The 15,025-nt window shown below is 63.5% G+C and carries 16 protein-coding genes; 14 read left to right on the top strand and 2 right to left on the bottom strand.

Annotation, left to right across the window (positions count from 1 at the left end; translation table 11 throughout):
• Positions 1–56: 56 nt before the first annotated feature.
• The 5 genes from lepB to recO all read left to right on the top strand — a co-directional run bounded on the left by lepB (position 57) and on the right by recO (position 4,277).
• Complete coding sequence (gene lepB, locus NKI37_RS06570) at positions 57–806, top strand: signal peptidase I (RefSeq protein WP_023670241.1); 750 nt, start codon at positions 57–59, stop codon at positions 804–806.
• On the top strand, positions 806–1,522 hold the full coding sequence (rnc, locus tag NKI37_RS06565) for a ribonuclease III (protein ID WP_023692856.1): 717 nt from the start codon (positions 806–808) through the stop codon (positions 1,520–1,522). Before lepB ends, rnc begins: the two co-directional genes overlap by 1 nt.
• Complete coding sequence (era, locus tag NKI37_RS06560) at positions 1,519–2,445, top strand: GTPase Era (RefSeq protein WP_352597672.1); 927 nt, start codon at positions 1,519–1,521, stop codon at positions 2,443–2,445. Before rnc ends, era begins: the two co-directional genes overlap by 4 nt.
• A gap of 44 nt (positions 2,446–2,489) precedes the next feature.
• Positions 2,490–3,383 carry an aminoglycoside phosphotransferase family protein gene (locus NKI37_RS06555; RefSeq protein WP_352597673.1) on the top strand — a complete coding sequence of 298 codons (894 nt, stop codon included), beginning with the start codon at positions 2,490–2,492 and terminating at the stop codon, positions 3,381–3,383.
• Between the two features lie 102 nt (positions 3,384–3,485).
• The gene (gene recO, locus NKI37_RS06550) at positions 3,486–4,277 is read left to right on the top strand and encodes a DNA repair protein RecO (protein ID WP_352788158.1); all 792 of its coding nucleotides are present in this window, start codon (positions 3,486–3,488) and stop codon (positions 4,275–4,277) included.
• Positions 4,278–4,377: 100 nt separating this feature from the next.
• Here recO and NKI37_RS06545 read toward each other — a convergent pair whose 3' ends face one another.
• Complete coding sequence (locus tag NKI37_RS06545) at positions 4,378–4,842, bottom strand: NUDIX hydrolase (RefSeq protein WP_023670246.1); 465 nt, start codon at positions 4,840–4,842, stop codon at positions 4,378–4,380.
• A 247-nt stretch (positions 4,843–5,089) separates the two neighbouring features.
• On the opposite strand from NKI37_RS06545, the gene NKI37_RS06540 reads away from it, so the two are divergent.
• The 8 genes from NKI37_RS06540 (at position 5,090) to NKI37_RS06505 (ending at position 13,100) form a co-directional block, all read left to right on the top strand.
• Complete coding sequence (locus NKI37_RS06540) at positions 5,090–7,888, top strand: DUF2339 domain-containing protein (RefSeq protein ID WP_352788160.1); 2,799 nt, start codon at positions 5,090–5,092, stop codon at positions 7,886–7,888.
• 47 nt (positions 7,889–7,935) lie between these two features.
• Entirely contained in the window at positions 7,936–8,178 is a 243-nt protein-coding gene (locus NKI37_RS06535; protein ID WP_023670248.1) for a type II toxin-antitoxin system VapB family antitoxin, read from the top strand.
• Positions 8,178–8,594 carry a type II toxin-antitoxin system VapC family toxin gene (locus NKI37_RS06530; RefSeq protein ID WP_023670249.1) on the top strand — a complete coding sequence of 139 codons (417 nt, stop codon included), beginning with the start codon at positions 8,178–8,180 and terminating at the stop codon, positions 8,592–8,594. Before NKI37_RS06535 ends, NKI37_RS06530 begins: the two co-directional genes overlap by 1 nt.
• Before the next feature lie 162 nt (positions 8,595–8,756).
• Positions 8,757–9,275 carry an RNA polymerase sigma factor gene (locus NKI37_RS06525; protein ID WP_023670250.1) on the top strand — a complete coding sequence of 173 codons (519 nt, stop codon included), beginning with the start codon at positions 8,757–8,759 and terminating at the stop codon, positions 9,273–9,275.
• Positions 9,272–10,063, top strand: coding sequence for an anti-sigma factor family protein (locus NKI37_RS06520; protein ID WP_023670251.1), 792 nt, complete (start codon positions 9,272–9,274; stop codon positions 10,061–10,063). The genes NKI37_RS06525 and NKI37_RS06520 overlap by 4 nt, the downstream gene beginning before the upstream one ends.
• Positions 10,064–10,222: 159 nt before the next feature.
• On the top strand, positions 10,223–11,320 hold the full coding sequence (locus tag NKI37_RS06515; RefSeq protein ID WP_023670253.1) for a peptidase C39 family protein: 1,098 nt from the start codon (positions 10,223–10,225) through the stop codon (positions 11,318–11,320).
• A gap of 5 nt (positions 11,321–11,325) precedes the next feature.
• Complete coding sequence (locus NKI37_RS06510; RefSeq protein ID WP_023684488.1) at positions 11,326–12,789, top strand: RimK family ATP-grasp domain-containing protein; 1,464 nt, start codon at positions 11,326–11,328, stop codon at positions 12,787–12,789.
• A gap of 38 nt (positions 12,790–12,827) precedes the next feature.
• Positions 12,828–13,100, top strand: a complete 273-nt coding sequence (locus NKI37_RS06505; protein ID WP_023670254.1) for a DUF3303 domain-containing protein — start codon at positions 12,828–12,830, stop codon at positions 13,098–13,100.
• A gap of 13 nt (positions 13,101–13,113) precedes the next feature.
• Here NKI37_RS06505 and NKI37_RS06500 read toward each other — a convergent pair whose 3' ends face one another.
• Positions 13,114–14,013, bottom strand: coding sequence for a LysR substrate-binding domain-containing protein (locus tag NKI37_RS06500; RefSeq protein ID WP_023749698.1), 900 nt, complete (start codon positions 14,011–14,013; stop codon positions 13,114–13,116).
• An 87-nt stretch (positions 14,014–14,100) separates the two neighbouring features.
• On the opposite strand from NKI37_RS06500, the gene NKI37_RS06495 reads away from it, so the two are divergent.
• Entirely contained in the window at positions 14,101–15,018 is a 918-nt protein-coding gene (locus NKI37_RS06495) for a fatty acid desaturase family protein (RefSeq protein WP_031195761.1), read from the top strand.
• Positions 15,019–15,025 lie beyond the last annotated feature (7 nt).

Below are 15,025 nucleotides of genomic sequence, written 5' to 3'. Positions count from 1 at the left end.
ACGTTGCCCAGCGCGCGCCGAGACTCTATACCATCCAACGCACAATCGAGGACGACATGAGCGTGGCTGAAAAATCCGAGAAGAAATCCGGCGGGCTTGGCGAAATCGTCAGCGTCATCATCCAGGCTTTGCTGCTGGCCATGGTCATCCGCACCTTGTTGTTCCAGCCCTTCTCGATTCCGTCCGGCTCTATGCGGCCGACCTTGCTCGAAGGCGACTATCTGTTCGTCACCAAATGGTCCTATGGTTTCTCGCGTTATTCGCTGCCATTCGGACCCGACATCTTTTCCGGCCGCATCTGGGGTTCCGATCCGAAGCGCGGCGACGTGGTGGTCTTCAAGTTCCCGCCGGATCCGTCGCTCGACTACATCAAGCGCGTCGTCGGCCTGCCCGGCGACAAGATCCAGATGAAGGACGGCCAATTATTCATCAACGGCCAGGGCGTGCCTCGTGTGAAAACCGGCCAGATCCAAAATCCTGATATCACGGAAGTGCCTGAGCCGGTCGACGTCTATCGCGAGACCCTGCCCAACGGTGTCAGCTACGACACGCTCGACCTGACACCGAATTCGATCACCGACAACACCCGCGAGTTCGTCGTGCCCCCCGGCAACTATTTCATGATGGGCGACAACCGCGACAATTCCTCCGACAGCCGCCTCAGCGTCGGCTACGTGCCGGCGGAGAACCTTGTCGGCCGCGCCAACATCGTCTTCTTCTCGATCGCCGGGAAGGCGAGCCCGCTCGAGATCTGGAAATGGCCGTCCCTGGTGCGCCTGTCGCGCCTGTTCCATTTCGTAAATTGATGGCTTTGAAGCGCCCGACGGGTGAAACTCTGGCCGATTTGGTGACAGCCAAAACCGGCCATTCCTTCCGGGACGTCCGTTTGCTCGAGACCGCGCTGACCCATTCCAGCGCGGTCAAGGCAAGCAGCAACAACCAGCGCCTCGAATTCCTTGGCGACCGCGTGCTCGGCCTGATCGTTGCCGACCTGCTTTTTGAAAAGTTTCCTGAGGCGCCGGAAGGTGAAATCGCCCCGCGCTTCAATGCCCTGGTCGATGCGCGGACATGCTCCGAGATCGGCATTGAAATGCAGCTCGAAGATCTGGTTCGGGCCGACGCTGCCTTGAAGGCGCGCTCGCGTGGCTCGGGCGGAAACTATCTGGCGGATGCAGTCGAAGCGCTGATCGCGGCGGTCTATATCGACGGCGGCCTCGATGCCGCAAGGCAATTCGTCCTGCGTTACTGGGAGCCGCGCTCGCAAAAGGTGGTGGCCAAGCCGCCCAATCCGAAATCCGACCTGCAGGAATGGATCGCCAAGACCAGCGATGTCAGGCCCGAATACGCGATCGAGAAACGCGAGGGACCTGAACATCAACCGGTTTTCACGGTGTCCGTGAAGGTCGGCGGTTTTGCGCCGGCAAGCGGCACGGGCGGCTCTCGCCGCGCAGCCGAAGAAGCGGCGGCATCGGCGTTTCTTATGCGCGAGGGCATCTGGGCCAACCAAGGGAGTGCGGCGTGACCGGCAGCGAAGATCTCCCTCCGGCAGCGGAGGCCACGCATTCCGGCTTCGTTGCCCTGATTGGGGCGCCCAATGCCGGCAAGTCGACGCTGGTCAACCAACTGGTCGGCGCCAAGGTGTCGATCGTCACCCACAAGGTGCAGACCACCCGCGCCATCGTGCGCGGCATCGCCACGCATGACAACGCGCAGATAGTCTTTGTCGATACGCCCGGCATCTTCAAGCCGAAGCGCCGGCTCGACACCGCGATGGTGACCACCGCCTGGGGTGGCGCCAAGGACGCCGATATCGTGCTTCTGCTGATCGATGCCGAGCGCCGCATCAGGGGTGACGCCGACGCCATCCTCGAGCGGCTGAAGGACGTCCGCCAGCCGATGGTGCTGATCCTCAACAAGGTCGACCGGGTCAAGCACGAGGCGCTGCTGGCCCTGGCTGCGGCAGCAAACGAAAAGGTGCCGTTCAAGCGCACCTTCATGGTCTCGGCGCTGACCGGCTCCGGCTGCAAGGATTTGCTCGACTATCTCGCGCAAGCGCTGCCGGTCGGCCCCTGGTACTATCCGGAAGACCAGATCTCGGACCTGCCGATGCGCCAACTGGCCGCCGAGATCACCCGCGAGAAGCTGTATCTGCGGCTGCATCAGGAGTTGCCCTATTCCTCGCATATCGAGACCGAGAAATGGGAAGAGAAACCGGACGGCTCGGTGCGCATCGACCAGACCATCTATGTCGAGCGCGACAGCCAGAAGAAGATCGTGCTCGGCCACAAGGGCGAGACCATCCGCGCCATCGGCCAGTCGGCGCGCATGGAAATAGCCGGCATTCTCGAGCAGAAAGTGCACCTGTTCTTGTTCGTCAAGGTGCGTGAAAACTGGGGCGACGACCCCGAGCGCTACCGCGAGATGGGGCTTGAGTTTCCCCATTGAGCTTCATCGTCTAGAAATGCCGCCCGGCAGTTTGAGACGATGACATGCCTGATCCAAAACCGACCATCGATACCGATCTCGTGCGCCGGTTGATCGCCGCGCAATTTCCGCAATGGCGGCATCTGCCGGTGAGGCCGGTGGCGTTTGGCGGCTGGGACAACCGAACCTTCCACCTCGGCAATGATATGACTGTGCGGCTGCCGAGTGCCGCACCATATGCCTTGCAGGTCGAAAAAGAGCACCGCTGGCTGCCCAGGCTGGCGCCGCTTCTGCCGCTGCCGATCCCGGTTCCACTGGCGATGGGCGAGCCTGGGGAGGACTACCCCTGGCAATGGTCCGTCTACCGCTGGATCGACGGCGAAACAGCCAAGACCGCCGAAATCGCCGATCGCCCACAGTTCGCGGTCGATCTGGCCAAGTTCCTCATTGCGCTCCGGCGGATCGATCCGGCGGGCGGGCCGCCCGCGGGCCAGCACAATTTCTTCCGCGGCGGATCGCCGAGCGTGTATGACAACCAGACAAGGGAAGCACTCCAGGCGCTGGAGGGGCAGATCGACACCCAGGCGGCCACCGCTGTCTGGGATGCGGCCCTTGCCGCCACCTGGCAAGGGTCGCCCGTCTGGTTCCACGGAGACGTCGCTTGGGGCAACCTTCTGGTCCAAAACGGCCGTTTGAGCGCCGTCATCGACTTCGGCACCTCCGGGATCGGCGATCCCTCTTGCGACCTGGCGATCGCCTGGACATTCTTCCAGGGCGAGAGCCGGGAGGCATTCCGGGCTGCCATCGACGTCGATGAAGCGACCTGGGCGCGCGGCCGCGGCTGGACGCTGTGGAAAGCGCTGATCACCGTTGCCGGACACGACGCCAACCAGGCCGAGGCGGAACGATCTCGCCGCGTCATCGACGACGTTCTGGCCGATCACCGGAAATTCGCATGATCAGAGCCTTTCGACGATGTGTGGGGATCCAATGTCAGCACAGATCGCACGCGGCGCGCCAAAATCTTGATTTCGCCACGCAACCGGTGACAAGCTCCTGCCATGGAATGGCGCGACGAGGGAATCATACTCGGCACCCGCAAGCATGGCGAAACCAGCGCCATTCTCGAGGTAATGACGCGTGCGCATGGCCGCCATCTCGGCCTGGTGCGCGGCGGGCGCTCGCGCAAGCAGCAGCCGGTGCTGCAGGCCGGCAACCGCGTCGACCTTTTGTGGCGGGCACGCCTCGACGAGCATCTCGGCACCTTCCAGGCCGAGGCGATCGAGATGAATGCCGCCCGGTTGATGGACAGCGCAGTCGCCGTCTACGGCCTGCAGACCATGGCCGCGCATCTCAGGCTCCTGCCGGAGCGCGACGCCCATGGCGGCCTGTATGAGACGCTTGCCGTGATGATCGCCCATCTGGACGATTCGGATGCCGCCGGGGAACTGGTGGCGCGCTTCGAACTGCTCATCCTCGACGAACTCGGCTTCGGCCTCGATCTCAGCCAGTGCGCGGCGACCGGCGCCAGACAGGATCTGGCCTATGTCTCGCCGAAATCCGGCCGCGCGGTTTCGCGCCAGGCCGGCGCGCCATGGCGCGACAAGATGCTGGCGCTGCCGGCCTTCCTGCAGCGCGGCTCCGGCTTGCGGGCGGACCACGCGGCACTCGAGGACGCCTTCCATTTGACCGGTTTCTTTTTCACCCGCCATGTCTACGAGCCGCGCGGCATCGAACAGCCAGACGCCCGCGCCGGCTTTCTCGCCGCCTTGCGCAAGCATCATTCGGGCGGCAAGGCCGACCTTACGGCAGACGCTGCGCCAGAAGGGGGAGGGAGACTCGGTGGGTGCTGACCTCCGCAAAACGTCCAGGTTCACACCAAAAGCTGCATGCGGCAGCATTCCCTCCCCCTTGTGGGGAGGGTAGGGTGGGGGTACTCGTAGGGCAAGAGCCTCAGCCGGCTTTGCGATGCTCCATGAAATCGTCGAGGATGGCGCGCTGACCGCCGAGGATCTTGAGGCTTGCCTCGGCGAAGGAAAACCAGCCGGCCCTGTCGATTTCGGGAAATTCCCTCGTCACGCCTGACCTGGGCGGCCATTCCATCGTGAACATGTTGCTTTTAACGGCATCGGGATCGAAATCGGCTTCGACACTCCAGGCGATGACGATCTTGCCGCCGGCTTGCCGATAGCTGCCGACAGGTTCGAAATCGCCATCGATGCTGACTCCGAGTTCTTCCCCAGCCTCGCGCCGGGCGGCGGCCAACTCATCTTCATTGTCCTCGACGAGGCCCTTGGGGATCGACCAAGCGCCTTCATCCTTCCTTGCCCAGAACGGGCCGCCGGGATGGACGAGCAGAAATTCGAGAATGCCGGCCCTTGTCCGGTGGATCAGCAGCCCTGCACTTCGTTTCGGCATTCGATTTCCTCGTAGTTCATCGGAGGATAGCATGGCTCCTGGGCAAGTGGCGGCGGCATGCCATTCCTGGCTATCTCAGATGATGGGTGAGGATAAAGACCGTAGGCCGCTGGAATTTGCCGACGAAACATGCTCGATAACTTCTTTTCGGCCACCATTGCGGTGGCGTGACTTGAATAGCCGTCTGGGGTGGCCGTGTGGCCGCCGCAATTGTCAGTGAAAACTGGCCTGGTTTGGGGGAACCGCCATGTTTGAAAGCCTGATTGGCGCCGTCGTCGTTATCGTGCTTTTTGTCCTCGTCTTGCGCCAGCAGGGCCGCGTCAGTCTGATCGAGCGCGAGCTCGGAGCGCTGCGCAGCCTGGTTCTGTCCGGAGTGCATGCGACACCGCCCGTTGCCAAACCGGCCGAGCAGGCTGCAAGCGCACCGGCGGATGCCGCTCACGCTAGCGCACCAGTTGCCGACATAGCTTCGCCAACAACAGCAGACGCGGCACATGCCCAGGCACCGGCCGCCGAAGCCGATGCGGCCACCAGCGAGGCCGTGCCAGAACTGTCGGCCGCGGCCAAGGCGGCATTCACCGGATCCGCGCCTGCCGCCACGTCGAAGGCAGCCCGCCAGTCAGAGGTCGAAACGGCGCTCGGCACCCGTTGGGCGGTCTGGGTCGGCGGCGTCGCGCTGGCCCTGGGCGGCCTGTTCCTGATCCGCTACACCATCGAGGCCGGCATTTTCGGCCCTGAAGTGCGGCTGTCCCTGGCGGCGCTGCTCGGCCTGGTGCTGATCGGCGGCGGCGAGTTCATCCGCCGCACCGGCTTCAAGGTGCCGGTGCAAGGGGCTGCAGGCGCCTATATTCCGGCGATCCTGACGGCTGCCGGCGCCTTCATCCTGTTCGGTACGGTCTATGCCGCGCATGCCATTTACGGTTTCGTCGGGCCGGCCTTCGCCTTCACCGTGCTCGGCGCCATCGGCGTGGCGACCATTGTCGCCGCCCTCGTCCACGGCCAGGCCCTGGCCGGCATCGGCCTTGTCGGCTCGATGGCGACGCCGGCGCTTGTGTCCTCGCAGGCGCCCAACCCATGGGCGCTGTTCGTCTACCTGGCGATCGTGCTTGCCGCCACAGCCGTGATCGCCCGCATTCGCGACTGGAAATTCCTGATTGCGGCCGCCTTCTTCGGCACCGGCGCCTGGACCATCGCCTACATGATGAGTACGCTCGTCGCCGACCTTGCCGTCATCCGGTTCGCCGACCTTGCCGTCGTCCTGTTCATCGACGCGGTGACGCTGGCGGTGCTTGCCTTTGTTTGGCTGGGCAGTCGTGGCGGCGAAGCGGAACCTGCAAAGGCGGGCTTCGACTGGCCCTCGATCGTGCCTGGCGTTTTCGTTGCGTTTTCAGCGCTAGGCCTGTCCGTCGACACGACGCTGGTCGCCGCCGGTGGCGCCTTGCCGGGCGCCTTCGTCCTCGTCGCCCTTGTCGCCACCGCACTCTACCGGCCGCGCGCGCTGCCGCTGCTGCATGCCGCCGGCGTGGTGAGCGTGATGATCCATCTCGGCATCATTCCGCCCACCACCATCGGCTCCGACATAACCCAGGGGAATATCGGCTTTGACGGCATGCCGGTGGCGGCCGGAAATCCGTTGACGCTGCGCATCGGCATTGGCCTCGGCCTGGTCTTCATCGGCGCCGGCTTCTGGGCCGCACGCCGCTTCGCCGCCTCAGCACGGGTCCGCGCGGCATGCTGGGCGGCATGGGGCGTCGCTGCGCCGCTGCTTATTCTGCTGACGCTGTGGCTTGCCTACGGCAATCTCGACCGCGACCTTGTCTACGCAGAGATAGCTGCCCTTCTGGTTGTTGTCTTCGCTGCCGGTGGCGAATGGATCGCGCGCGCCGAACAGCCGCCGCTCAAGGGCGACATCGCCGTCTCCTTCGCGCTTTGCGGCTCGGCTCTGGCCGGCCTGCTGATGCTGCACATGGCCTTCGGATCCGGCTGGACGACCATTCTTGCCGGCGTTGCCGCCATCGTGCCGGCGCTGGCGACGCGGTGGCGCAGCTATCCGGTGCTTGGCTGGATTTCGGTCGGCGCGGTCGTTGCCGTGCTGGGCCGCGTCGCCTTCGATCCGACCATCGTCGGCGCCGAGTTCCTGACGACGACGCGGGTGTTCAACTGGCTGCTGCCGGGATACGGCGTACCGGCGCTAGCCTTCGGCTTTGCCGCCTGGCAACTCGCGCGTACCACCCCCGCACTACCAACAGCTGGTAATGGCCGGCCGCGCCTAGCGATGGAGGCGGGTGCAGCCCTGTTTGCGCTGCTCACCGTCGCCATGCTGGTGCGCCACGCCATGCATGGCGGCGTCATCGACACCGGTCCGGTGACGCTCGCCGAACAGGCGATCTATACGCTGATCGCCATCGGCGCCGGCGCGATACTGGTGGCCATCGACATGCGCTCGCCAAGCTCTGTGCTGCGCTACGGCTCGATGGCTGCCGGCGTGCTCTCGGTCGCCTTCATCGTCCTCCAGCATTTCCTGGTGCTCAATCCGCTGTTCACCGACGAATCGACCGGCCAGATCCCGGTGTTCAACCTCTTGTTCCTGGCTTATCTCCTGCCGGCCATCGCTGTCGGCGGGCTGGCGCTCTATGCCAGGGACAAGCGGCCGCCATGGTATGCGCAGATGCTGGCGGTGGTGGCGGCATTGCTTGTCTTCGCCTACGCCACACTGTCGGTCAGGCGCGTGTTCAAGGGCGAGTTCATCGGCCTGTGGAGCGGCCTCGGCCAGCTCGAGACCTACACCTATTCGGCGCTCTGGCTGGTCATTGGCGTCGTGCTGCTCACCGCCGGCGTCTGGCTGAAGTCGCAGGTGCTGCGCATCGCCTCGGCGGCGCTGATCGCGATTGCCGTGGTAAAAGTCTTCCTGTTCGACATGTCGGAACTGGAAGGCGTGCTCAGGGCGCTGTCCTTCATCGGTCTTGGCGCCGTGCTGATCGGCATCGGCCTGTTCTACCAGCGGCTGCTGACGCGGGCGGCGAGGGAGGCCAACGCTGCAACTTGAAGTGATATACGAGATGGAATATATCAATATCCAACGGAGGATATTCGATGCCGCTCTATATCCGCGACGACGAAGTGGATGCGCTGGCCAGCAGATTGCAACGCGAGACGAACGCTCCGAGCAAAACGGAGGCGGTGCGGGTCGCGCTCGTGCACGAACTTGAGCGCAATCGGGCGAAGGTGCCGCTGCGCGATCGGATCGCCAGTCTTCAGGACAGGGCCAGGAAGCTTGGCCTGCCCAATCCCGATTTCGATATGAAGAAGTTCACCGACGAGATGTGGGAAGACTGATGTTTGTCGACGCGTCGGTGATCGTCGCCATTCTCAACCAGGAACCTGGGTGGGAGGAATTGCTGAAGCAGCTATCCGGTTTTTCCGGGCAGGTCTGGGTTTCTCCGTTGGTTCACTTCGAAGCAACACAGGCATTGGCAAGGGCCGGCGCCGGCCCGCGCAGACCCAGCGCTGAAGCCCTTCTCCATGCCCGCGATCTGATCGATGAGTTCATTGTGGAGATCATGGGAGAGAGTCTGGCCATTGACGACAACATCGGCTCTCGGGCCATTGACGCGAGTGCCCGTTACGGCAAAGCCGTTGGCCACAAGGCGGATCTGAATCTCGGGGACTGTTTTGCTTACGCCTGCGCGAAAAGCCGCGATCTTCCACTGCTATACAAAGGCCATGATTTTGCACAGACCGATTTAGGATAATTCGGCCCTTTTGTTGATTGCGGGGAATAATTTAGCCGATCAACTCGTTATCTCACTGCTTGGGTGACCGGGGCGGCAGACCGCTTCGCGCTGGCCGCTTGCGCCGCGCCGGGAAGGCGCGTTCAATCGGGTTAAACAAGGGCGACCTCAGAACCAGCGGTCATGGACGAAAAGAAGGCAGCAATCCTTGGCGAAATACCGCGCCTGCGCCGCTACGCACGCTCGCTTCTGCGCGACCGCGAATCCGCTGACGATCTCGTCCAGGATTGCCTCGAACGAGCGCTCTTGCGGCTTGAAAGCTGGCAGACGGGAGAAAGCCCCCGGAGGTGGCTGTTTACGATCATGCATCATTTGTTCATCGATCAGATGCGCAAGGTGAACCGGCGCGGTGAGGCGGCGATCCTGCCGCTTGACGCAAACGAGGCGCAGGCAGTCCCCGCCGAGCAGGCCGAGAACGCCGCCTCGCGCGAGATCATCGACGCATTGCAGGCGATCAGCCCCGACCGCCGCGCCGCTCTAGTCATGGTCGCCATCGAAGGATTCTCCTATGCCGAAGCCGCCAACATTCTCGGCGTGCCCGCCGGCACGCTGATGTCGCGCATAGCGCGCGGACGCGAGGAGCTGCGCAGCCTGCTCGATGACACGGCGCGCCGCCGCTCGATAAGGATCGTCGAGAAATGACCCGCCGCGATTTTTCCGAACGCGATATCCACATGGCTCTCGACGGCGAGCTGCCGGGCGACGAGCGCGCCGCCTACGACGCCTGGATCGACGCCAATCCCGAAATGAAGGCGAAAAGCGCCCGCTACACCGCCGACCGCGCCGCGTTGCGCGCCGCCTTTGCCGGTGTGCTCGACGAGCCCGTGCCGGTGCTGTTCAAGCAGATCGTTAGCGGTGAAGGCGCGACCAAGGCGGCGGCGCGGCAGTCGCGCTGGTGGCTTGCGGCCGCGGCGGCCGCAGTGCTCGTCATCGGCGGTCTTGGCGGCTATTTTGCCGGCATCGACGGCATCGGCAGGGAAGATGGCGCCGATGACCAACTGGCCGAAGAGGCGATCGCCGCCCATGTCATCTATGCCGCCGAACAGCGCCATGCGGTGGAAGTGCCGGCAAGCGACAAGGATCACCTGCAGACCTGGCTGTCCAACCGCGTCGGCCTGAAACTGGTGGCGCCGGATCTGGTGGCGGAAGGCTTCCAGCTGGTTGGCGGCCGGCTGCTGCCGGCCGGCCAGGGCAAGGCAGCGATGCTGCTTTACGAGGACGCCAAGGGTCAGCGCATCTCCTTGTTCGTTACCGCTGATTCCTCAGCCAAGTCCAAGGGCACCTACATGGCCGAGGCCGACGGCCCCGAGGCGGTCTACTGGCTGGACAAGGGCTATGCCTGCGCCGTCGTCGGCTCGCTGCCGCGCGAGCAACTGGCTGCGGTCGCCAAGCGGGCCTACGGTCAGCTTCTGGCTGGTATCGCCAGTTAAGCGCATTCCGTTTCGGGAATGCGCCGGGGTAGAAAGTGTCACAATTCGGCCCTATTCGAAGTGCGATAGCGCTTGATGGATATCGGCGTTTCGGCTGATGTTTGCGACGTTTTTGACCGCGGCCTTTTCCTCCACCCAATCGAGGTTTTCCAAACCCGCATGCCTGCCGAGATTCGCAAGGCCCGCGCGTCCGACGTCGATGACCTCGCCGCCATCGAGAAGGCGGTCTTTTCCAGTGACCGCATTTCCCGGCGCTCCTTCCGCCTGTTGATCGAACGCGAGACAGCCGAGATGCTGGTCGCCGAAAGCGATGGTCGTGTCGCCGGCTACGCCATCGTGCTGTTTCGCAAGGGCAGCGGCGTCGCCCGGCTCTATTCGCTTGCCACCAGCCCGTTTTTCAGGGGCCGCGGCATTGGCCGCATGCTGCTTGCAGCGGCCGAAGAAGCTGCCTTCGAGCACGACCGCATGATGTTGCGTCTCGAAGTGCGCGAGGACAATCTTCGCGCCATCGGCATCTATGAGCAGAGCGGCTACCGCAAGATCGGTCGCGAGCCTCACTATTACGAGGATGGCGCCACCGCGCTGCGCTACGAAAAGACCTTGCGCGGCGATATTCCGGTCGCCACCAAAGTCCCGTTCTACCAGCAGACCTGCGAGTTCACCTGCGGTCCATGCTGCCTGATGATGGCGATGGCCAATTTCGATTCGGGCTTCGTGCCCGATCCGGTCATGGAAATCCGCCTATGGCGCGAGGCAACGACCGTGTTCATGATGTCCGGCCCAGGCGGCTGCGAGCCCTTCGGCCTTGCGGTTTCCGGCTACGAAAGCGGGCTTGCGGCGGAAATCTTCGTGTCCTTCTATGGCGCGCTGTTCTTGCAATCGGTGCGCAGCGACGACAAGCGCCGGGTGATGGAACTTGCCCAGGTGGACTTTCGCCGCCGCGCGGAACTATACGGCATCCCGGTGAATTACCGTCCGTTCACCATCGACGATATACGCGGCGCCCTGGCTCAGGGAAAACTGGTGCTGGTGCTGATCAGCGGCTTCCTGATGTTCGGCAAGAAGGTGCCGCATTGGGTGCTGGCTATCGGCGACGATGGCGACCACATCCTGATCCACGATCCCTGGGTCGAGGACGAAAGACAGGAGACCATCCTCGATGCCGCCAACATTCCCGTGCCGCACGGCATCTTCATGAACATGGCGCAATTCGGCCGCGACGGACTGCGTGCTGCCATCACTCTTGGGAAACGCTGATAACAATGACCTGGGTCATCCTCACCGGCCGTCAGAACGATCTCGACCCGGCGGCGACGCCGCACAAGATCATCACCAACCGTGACTATCTTGCGCATCCGGCGCTGTTTCGGGGCCAGCAGCCGAAGGTCATCAACCTGTCGAACAATTACGCCTACCAGAGCCGCGGCTATTATGCCTCTCTGCTCGCCGGTTCGCGCGGCCACAAGGTCATCCCGACGGTCGAGACGATGATCGACCTGTCCGAGCGCAAGCTCTACGAGCACGCGCTGCCGGAACTGGAGCTGGCGCTCAACAAGTGCCGCAAGGATCTCGGAGGCGTTTTCCCGCAAAAAATCTGCATCTTCTTCGGCATCGGACCGTCGAAGGTCTGGGACCGCTTCGCCAAGCTGTTGTTCGACTGGTTCCGCGCTCCGGCGCTTGAGGTTCACATCAAGGACAGCGCCGAATGGGCTTCGATCCGCAAGATCGGCTTCCTGCCGCTGGCCAGGATGGCCGAGGAGGAAGAAGCCTTATTCGTGCAGGCGCTCGAGACGTACACCAACCGCGAGTGGCGCGACACCAAGGGCCGCACGCCGGCACGCTACACCTTCGCCACGCTGGTCGATCCGCATGAAGAACTGCCGCCGTCGGAGATTTCCTCGCTGCGTTACTGGGCCAAGATCGCCGAAAAGATGGGCGTCGAAATCGAGCCGATCACCAGGAGGGACCTGGCCAAGCTCGCCAATTACGACGCGCTGTTCATCCGCGAGACCACCTCGATCTCAAACCACACCTACCGCTTCGCGCGCCGCGCCCAGCAGGAAGGCATGCCGGTGATAGACGACCCGCTGTCGATGATCCGCTGCACCAACAAGGTCTATCTCAACGAACTGATGGCCTACAACAAGGTGCCGGTGCCGCCGACGGTGATGATAGCCGGCACCTCGGACCTCGAACTGGCGGCGCAGACGCTGGGCTTTCCGCTGGTGCTGAAGATCCCGGATTCATCGTTCTCGCGCGGCGTCAAGAAATGCGGCAACTTCGAAGAACTGAAGACGCTCGCCACCGAGTGGCTGGAGGATTCCGATCTCCTGATCGCGCAGAAATTCATCCCGACCGAATATGACTGGCGCGTCGGCGTGCTCGGCGGGCAGCCGCTGTTTGCCGTGCATTATCTGATGGCGAAAAAACACTGGCAGATCGTCAACCACAAGGCCAGCGGCAAGCCCGACCAGGGCGGCATCAAGACCTTCACGCTGAAAGAGACGCCGCCGCATGTCGTCGACACCGCGGTGAAGGCGGCGCGCTGCATCGGCGACGGGCTTTACGGCGTCGATCTCAAGGAAACCAAGGATGGCGTCTTCGTCATCGAGGTCAACGACAACCCGAACCTCGACCATGGCTGGGAGGATTCCGGCGAAAAGGACGAAGTCTGGGTGCGGCTGACGCAATGGTTCCTGGAGCGGCTGGACCGTCCCGGGCGTTAGTTTGCCGTCCCGGGCGGCAATTCAACCGAGGGGGAAAAATGCAGTTCATCGTCATCGAGGATTTCACCGGCTGCGACCGCAAGGAGATCTACCGCCGTTTCGGCGAGCGCGGCAGATTGAAGCCGGACGCGCTTGTCGTGCACCACTCCTGGATCGCGGCTGATATGAGCCGCTGCTTCCTGCTGGTCGAGGCCGATGACGTCACGCTGCTGCAGCGCTGGGTCATCGAATGGTCTGACCTGGTGGAGTTCGAGATCATTCCCGTGGCGACGAACAAGGACATGGTCGCCGCACTGGCCGGCCATCTCTGAGCAGCTCGGGCCATCAGCCGAGCACCGGCGAACCCACCGACCGCCGGCATTCCTCAATCAGCCAATTGCGAAACGCCGCCACCAGGTCGCGCCTTGCACTGCGTTCGGGGATCGTCAGGCAATATGGCTGACGCAGCGCGATCGATAGGGCATTAGCCCGGACCAAACGGCCCTCTTCCAGCGCCCCGGCGCAATAAATGCCTTGCGCCAGCGCCGCGCCCAGCCCTGAAATGGCAAGGTCGAGCGCTGCCCGCGACGAGTTCGCCGACAGTCCGCGCTGCACTGCGCGGCCGGGCTCTATGCCCGCCGCCTCGAACCAGGTGCGCCAAGACGGAAACGACGCGCCGGTCGGTCCCCAGTCGGTGTGAATCAGTGGCAGGCCGGCGAGGCTGTCGGTTTTGGCGGTGAGTTCTGGCGCGCAGACGGGGTAGACGGCGTCCCTGACGATCTCCTCGCTCGGGTGTTCACGATAGTGCGGGCCGAAGGACAGCCGGATGTCGATCAGTTCGCGGTCGAACGGCACCGGATCGTCATCGCCGCGCAGGGATATGTCGACGGCGCCGTGGCTGGCGACAAAGCCGGCGAGGCGTTCGGAAAGCCAGCCCATCGCCATGGACGGCGGCACCGATACGACAAGCCGCGGGCGGAAGGCATCGCTGCCACGCGCGATGCTGCCGATCTCCCGAAAAGCCAGGGTCAGCCGGGGCAGCATCTCGACGCCGGCTTCCGTCAGCACCACGCGGCGGTTGACGCGATGGAACAGTTTTCGACCCATCTGCTCCTCGACGGTGCGAATGAGCTGGCTGACCGCAGCCGCCGAGATCGAGAGCTCATCCGCCGCTGCGGCGAAACTCCCCGAGCGCGCCGCCGCCTCGAAGGCTTGAAGTCCTCTCAGGGAAGGAAGCGCGGTCATTGGGTGATCCGATAGGTAAGGTCAGCTTATCTGTGTCGCAGAAATCCTCGTCTTTCGAAAGCTTTCTTATTCGAGTAGCTTGGCGCCATGACCGTATCGGCCCAGTTTGAACCCAGAGACCATCTCGACGTCATCGCGTTCCTGACCAATGAGCAGCGCAGCCGCCTGACCGGCAAGTCGGACGGGCCGGGTCTGGTCCAACTCGCCTTCCATCTCGGCGCGATTGTGGCTATCGGCGGGCTGATTGCGGCCAAGGTGTCGTACTGGCCGCTGTTGATGTTGCCGCAAGGCATTCTTATCGTCTTCCTGTTCACGCTGCTGCATGAGACGGTGCACAGGACGGCGTTCGAGACGCAGTGGCTCAACGATGCCGCCGCAAGGGTCTGCAGCCTGGCGATCGCGCTGCCCGCCGACTGGTTTCGCTATTTCCACTTCGCCCATCACCGTTTCACCCAGGATCCAGAGACCGATCCGGAACTCGCCTTCCCGAAACCGGAGACGATGCGGCAATACATCGTCCACGTCTCGGGCCTGCCGGTGTGGTGGGGGCATTTGCAGACACTCTACACCAACGCGATTGGCGGCTGCCACGACAGCTACGTGCCGCCGAAAGGCCTGCCCAAGGTGCGCACTGAAGCCCGCGCCATGATCGCTTTCTATGTCGTGGTCGCCGCGCTAGCCCTGTGGTTCGAGGCAAGTGTACTGCTCTATGTCTGGATCGTGCCGGCGCTGCTCGGCCAGCCCTTCCTCAGGCTCTATCTGCTGGCCGAGCATGGCCGCTGCCCGCTTGTCGCCAACATGCTAGAAAACACCCGCACCACGCTGACCAACTGGCTGGTGCGCAAAGTCGCCTGGAACATGCCGTATCACGCCGAGCACCACGCCTATCCCGGCGTGCCCTTCCATCAGCTGCCGGCCTTCCACCAGCTGATCGAGCGCCATCTCAAAGTCGTCGAACCCGGCTATGTCAGCTTCCACGAGAAATACGTCGAGACCTTGCGCTGAGGCGCTC

It is taken from the genome of Mesorhizobium sp. M0626 (assembly GCF_040320665.1).
Classification (GTDB): Bacteria; Pseudomonadota; Alphaproteobacteria; order Rhizobiales; family Rhizobiaceae; genus Mesorhizobium.
The sequence above is the reverse complement of the archived record's forward strand: the minus strand, read 5'-3'. Positions and strand labels throughout refer to the sequence as shown.